Source organism: Xanthobacter sp. BG11Y11_SDJG (assembly GCF_057364445.1).
This window is the reverse complement of the sequence record NZ_JBNFNU010000341.1, coordinates 1-4,579: the sequence shown is the minus strand read 5'-3', so window position 1 is coordinate 4,579 and position 4,579 is coordinate 1. Positions and strand designations below refer to the sequence as shown.

Here is a 4,579-nt window from a genome sequence, read left to right as displayed (position 1 = left end):
GGCTCGGCGGATGCGGCGGCGGCCCTGCGGCTGCTGGCGCGGCTCAACGACCTGCCGGCCGACGATCCGCGCCTGTTCGCGGTGGCGCGGGACATCGGCTCCGACGTTCCGGTCTGTCTCGATCCGCGCGCGCGCCTCATGCGCGGGCGGGGCGAGATGCTGTCGGCGCCACTGCGGATTGCCGCGCTCGCGTGCGTTCTCGTCAATTGCGGGGCGGCGGTGCCGACCGCCCCGGTATTCAAGGCGCTCGGCCTCGCGCCGGGCTCACCCCTCGACGGCCCCGACCATCCCGATGTTCTGCCATCGGACGCCGAGGGGCTGCTGGCCGCCATCCGCGCTTTGCCGAACGATCTGGAGCCGCCGGCGCTGGTGATCGCGCCCGCCATCGGCACGGCGAAGGCGCTGCTGGCCCGGGGCCCGGAAGCGCAGCTGGTGCGCATGTCGGGCTCGGGCGCCACGGTCTTCGCCCTCACCGCCGACTGCCGCGCCGCCGCCGCGCTGGCGCGCCGCGTCAAGGCGGCGGAGCCGTCCTGGTGGGTCAAGCCGACCATGCTGAGGTGATGCCGGTGACGCTCCCCGCCTTTCTCCTCGCCGCCCTGACCGAGATCGCCGGCTGCTTCGCCTTCTGGCATGTGGTGCGCGCTGGCGGGTCGCCGTGGTGGCTGCTGCCGGGCATGGCGAGCCTCGCCGTGTTCGCGCTGGCCCTGACCCAGGTGGAGGCGGAAGCCGCGGGACGCGCCTTCGCGGCCTATGGCGGCGTCTATATCCTCGCCTCGCTCGCCTGGATGTGGGCCGTGGAGGGTGTGCGGCCGGACCGGTTCGACGCGGTCGGCGCGGCGCTCTGCATCCTGGGCGCGGCCGTCATCATCTTCGGCCCGCGGGCGTAGCGGGCGCCGGAACGCAAACGGGGCGGCCGAAGCCGCCCCGTCGCCCGTCACGATCGGGTCGCGCTCACTCCGCGGCGAGGCGCACCTGCGGCTGGGCGTCCAGAACCGCCGCATCCACGTGCTTCTCGAACTTGCCGAAGTTCTCCTGGAACATGGCGACGAGCCGGCGCGCGGTGGCGTCGAAGTCCGCCTTGTCCGCCCAGGTCTTGGACGGATAGAGGATGTGCGGCTCGATGCCCGGCACCGAGGTCGGCACCGCGAAGCCGAAATAGGGATCGGTGCGGTAGGACACGTTCTTCAGCGAGCCGTCGAGGGCGCCGGTGAGCAGCGTGCGCGTGACCTTGATGGGCATGCGGCGGCCGACGCCGAACTTGCCGCCGGTCCAGCCGGTGTTCACCAGCCAGCAGTCGACGCCATGCTTGGCGATGAGGTCGCGCAGCATGTTGCCGTAGACCGAGGGATGGCGCGGCATGAAGGGCGCGCCGAAGCAGGTGGAGAAGGTGGCCTCCGGGTCCTTCACGCCCTTTTCCGTGCCGGCGACCTTCGCGGTGTAGCCGGACAGGAAGTGGTACATGGCCTGCGCCGGCGTGAGCTTGGCGATGGGCGGCAGCACGCCGAACGCATCGCAGGTCAGCATGACGAGGTTCTTCGGCATGCCCGCGCGCCCGGTCGGGCTCGCATTGGGGATGAAGTCCAGCGGATAGCAGGAGCGGGTGTTCTCGGTGAGCCGCCCGTCGTCGAAGTCCGGAACGCGGGTCTCCGGATCGAGGATCACGTTCTCGAGCACCGTCCCGAAGCGGTTGGAGGCGTCGAAAATCTCCGGCTCCGCCTCCTTGGAGAGGCGGATGGTCTTGGCGTAGCAGCCGCCCTCGAAATTGAAGACGCCGTCCGGGCTCCAGCCGTGCTCGTCATCGCCCAGCAGGGTGCGGTTCGGATCGGCCGAGAGCGTGGTCTTGCCGGTGCCGGAGAGGCCGAAGAACAGGCAGACGTCGCCGGCTTCGCCGACATTCGCCGAGCAGTGCATCGGCATGATGCCCTTCTTGGGCAGCAGGTAGTTGAGGAAGGTGAAGACCGATTTCTTCATCTCGCCCGCATAGGACGAGGAGCCGATCAGCACGATGCCGCGCGTGAAATCGACGGCGATGATGGTCTCGGAGCGCACGCCGTGGCGGGCCGGATCGGCCTTGAAGTTCGGCAGGTCGATGATGGTCATGTCCGGCACGTAGCTGTCGAGCTCGGACCGCTCCGGCCGGCGCAGCATGGTGCGGATGAACAAAGAGTGCCAAGCGTACTCGGTGTAGACGCGCGCCTTGATGCGGCACGAGGGATCGGCGCCGCCATAGAGGTCCTGCGCGAACAGCTCCTTGCCTTCGGCCGCCTTCAGGAAGTCCTGGTAGAGCGTCTCGAACTGGGCGGGGGTGATGGCGCCGTTATTGTCCCACCAGACCTCGCCTTCCGTGGACGCATCGCACACCACGAACTTGTCCTTGGGGCTGCGGCCGGTATGGACTCCGGTCTCCGCCATCAGCGCGCCGCCGGAGGAGAGCTTTCCTTCATGCTTCGCCAGCGCGTGCTCGTAGAGCTCAGGCGCCTGCAGGTTCCAGTGAACCCCGGCGAGATTGCGCAGGCCGAAGGCGTCCGCGCCGCAGGCCCTGTTGCGATGTCCAGTTTCGAGCACGAACGGCCCTCCTCAAGTTTCCCAGCGGCATTATGCCGGCATAGCTCCGCCGGGATGTCTTCTGCATCCAGTATGAAGCGCACTCAAGACTAGAGCGTTCCAGCTGCCAAGAAAATGTCATTCAAAACGTTTAGATGGACGCCGCATTGTCGCGGCGCGCCTCGCCGACAAGCCGCACCAATTCCTTTCGCACTGCAGCAGAATTGGCGCATTGCTCGGCAAAGTCGAGCCGCCGCACAAGATCGCCCCAGGCGAGTTCGCAGCCGTCGGGGTCGATGGCCATCATCCGCCAGTCGCCGGCGGGCGCACCCAGCAGCCTTGTGGCATACAGCGCCACCGCGTCGGCGTGATCGGCATTCATGTGGGAGATGATGCCTTCGGCCGCTGCCCGGAGGTCTGCGGCCGCGCTCCAGTCGGTGAGCAGTCTGGCGCCTGGCACATCGACGATGCGCCCGAACCCCTCGACCAGATGCGCGCTGTCCACCTCCATGCGGTAGAAGGCGAAATCGGCGAAGTCCGCATAGCCGGCAGCGTCCGCATGGCGCGCCAGGAAGCGCGGACGGGCATCGCCGCCGGCCGGAGCGATGCGGCCGAGCAGGCTCGCGCGCGGCGCATTCATGGGATCGGCGGCGCCAGCCGCAGCCACCAGGAGCGAGATGCGCGGATCGCGGGCGATGTTCTTGGTGTGCTTGGCGAGGCGGGAGATGAGGAAGGTCGCCGGCCGCGGCTTCGTCGGTCGCCACTGCCGCCAGCGAAGTGTAGGGCGCCCGCTTTCCTCCAGCGTGCCGATGGCGCCGAAGCGCGCCTCCCGGATCAGCCGGCGGACAGCGGTAGCGGCAGCGTCGGACATGGATGGCCCTCCCCGTTCTCGTTCGCGGACCATGGCCTCGTCCGCGCGCGCCAGGCAAGCGCGCGCCGCCTGCGGCCGGTGTCGCACGGGCGGCACCGCGCCGCCCGCACCGGCCGCCACCCGTTGTGCCGGAAGGATTGGCGGGCGGCGACCCAACCCGCGGGGGGCCTTTGATTGGAGGTGTTCCGATTCCAGACAGCGCAAAGGCCGCGGGCGGCTTTGCCACAATTTGGCGTTCACCGAGAATCCCGCTATCTATCTTGCCTCTCCGCTTGCGTGTCACATTTCGGCCACGCGAACCGGGTTCACCCGCATCAGGCCGCCGATATGGTCGGCCGGTTCGGGCGGCTGAAGCCCCGGACGGTTGATAAAAGAGGTGTCATGCCCACCATCGCCCTCGTCGACGACGACCGCAACATCCTCACCTCGGTGTCCATCGCACTGGAGGCGGAGGGCTATCGCATCGACACCTATACGGACGGCGCCTCGGCGCTCGACGGCTTCAAGACCAACCCGCCGGACCTCGCCATCCTGGACATCAAGATGCCCCGCATGGACGGCATGGAACTGCTGCGGCGCCTGCGCCAGAAGACCGACATGCCGGTGATCTTCCTCACCTCCAAGGACGAGGAGATCGACGAGCTGTTCGGCCTCAAGATGGGCGCCGACGACTTCATCAAGAAGCCGTTCTCCCAGCGCCTGCTGGTGGAGCGCGTGAAGGCGGTGCTGCGCCGGGTCGGCGCCAAGGACGGCTCGGTCCCGCGCGAGGTCGACAGCGCCAAGGTCCTGGAGCGCGGCAACCTGCGCATGGACCCCGAGCGCCACACCTGCACCTGGAAGGGCGAGCCGGTGACCCTGACCGTCACCGAGTTCCTGATCCTCCAGGCGCTGGCCCAGCGCCCCGGCGTCGTGAAGAGCCGCAACGCCCTCATGGACGCCGCCTATGACGATCAGGTCTATGTGGACGACCGCACCATCGACAGCCACATCAAGCGCCTGCGCAAGAAGTTCAAGTCCGTGGACGACAGCTTCGAGATGATCGAGACCCTCTACGGCGTGGGCTACCGCTTCAAGGAATGAGCGCCCCCCCAGCGCGTCGCGCCGCGCTCCGGCGCGGACGATGACGAGCCCGAGATCCCCGCCCGCCGGCTGGGCGCCGCGGGC

Annotated in this window: 5 protein-coding genes; 3 read left to right on the top strand and 2 right to left on the bottom strand. The window is 68.6% G+C overall.

Features of this window, described 5'->3' with window-relative positions; all coding sequences use genetic code 11:
- Nucleotides 1–561, top strand: a 561-nt coding sequence (locus AC2W7M_RS20230) for a 4-(cytidine 5'-diphospho)-2-C-methyl-D-erythritol kinase (protein ID WP_486134412.1), incomplete at its 5' end; no start/stop codon positions are given.
- Complete coding sequence (locus AC2W7M_RS20225) at nucleotides 561–887, top strand: YnfA family protein (protein ID WP_486134414.1); 327 nt, start codon at nucleotides 561–563, stop codon at nucleotides 885–887. The genes AC2W7M_RS20230 and AC2W7M_RS20225, both read left to right, overlap by 1 nt.
- A gap of 64 nt (nucleotides 888–951) precedes the next feature.
- Here AC2W7M_RS20225 and AC2W7M_RS20220 read toward each other — a convergent pair whose 3' ends face one another.
- Together AC2W7M_RS20220 and AC2W7M_RS20215 are read right to left on the bottom strand one after the other, a co-directional pair.
- Nucleotides 952–2,565 (bottom strand): phosphoenolpyruvate carboxykinase, encoded by a 1,614-nt coding sequence (locus AC2W7M_RS20220; RefSeq protein WP_486134410.1) that lies wholly within the window; start codon nucleotides 2,563–2,565, stop codon nucleotides 952–954.
- A 130-nt stretch (nucleotides 2,566–2,695) separates the two neighbouring features.
- Nucleotides 2,696–3,415, bottom strand: coding sequence for a HugZ family pyridoxamine 5'-phosphate oxidase (locus tag AC2W7M_RS20215; RefSeq protein ID WP_486134408.1), 720 nt, complete (start codon nucleotides 3,413–3,415; stop codon nucleotides 2,696–2,698).
- A gap of 381 nt (nucleotides 3,416–3,796) precedes the next feature.
- On the opposite strand from AC2W7M_RS20215, the gene AC2W7M_RS20210 reads away from it, so the two are divergent.
- Nucleotides 3,797–4,495, top strand: a complete 699-nt coding sequence (locus AC2W7M_RS20210) for a response regulator transcription factor (protein WP_394021875.1) — start codon at nucleotides 3,797–3,799, stop codon at nucleotides 4,493–4,495.
- Nucleotides 4,496–4,579: the final 84 nt, after the last annotated feature.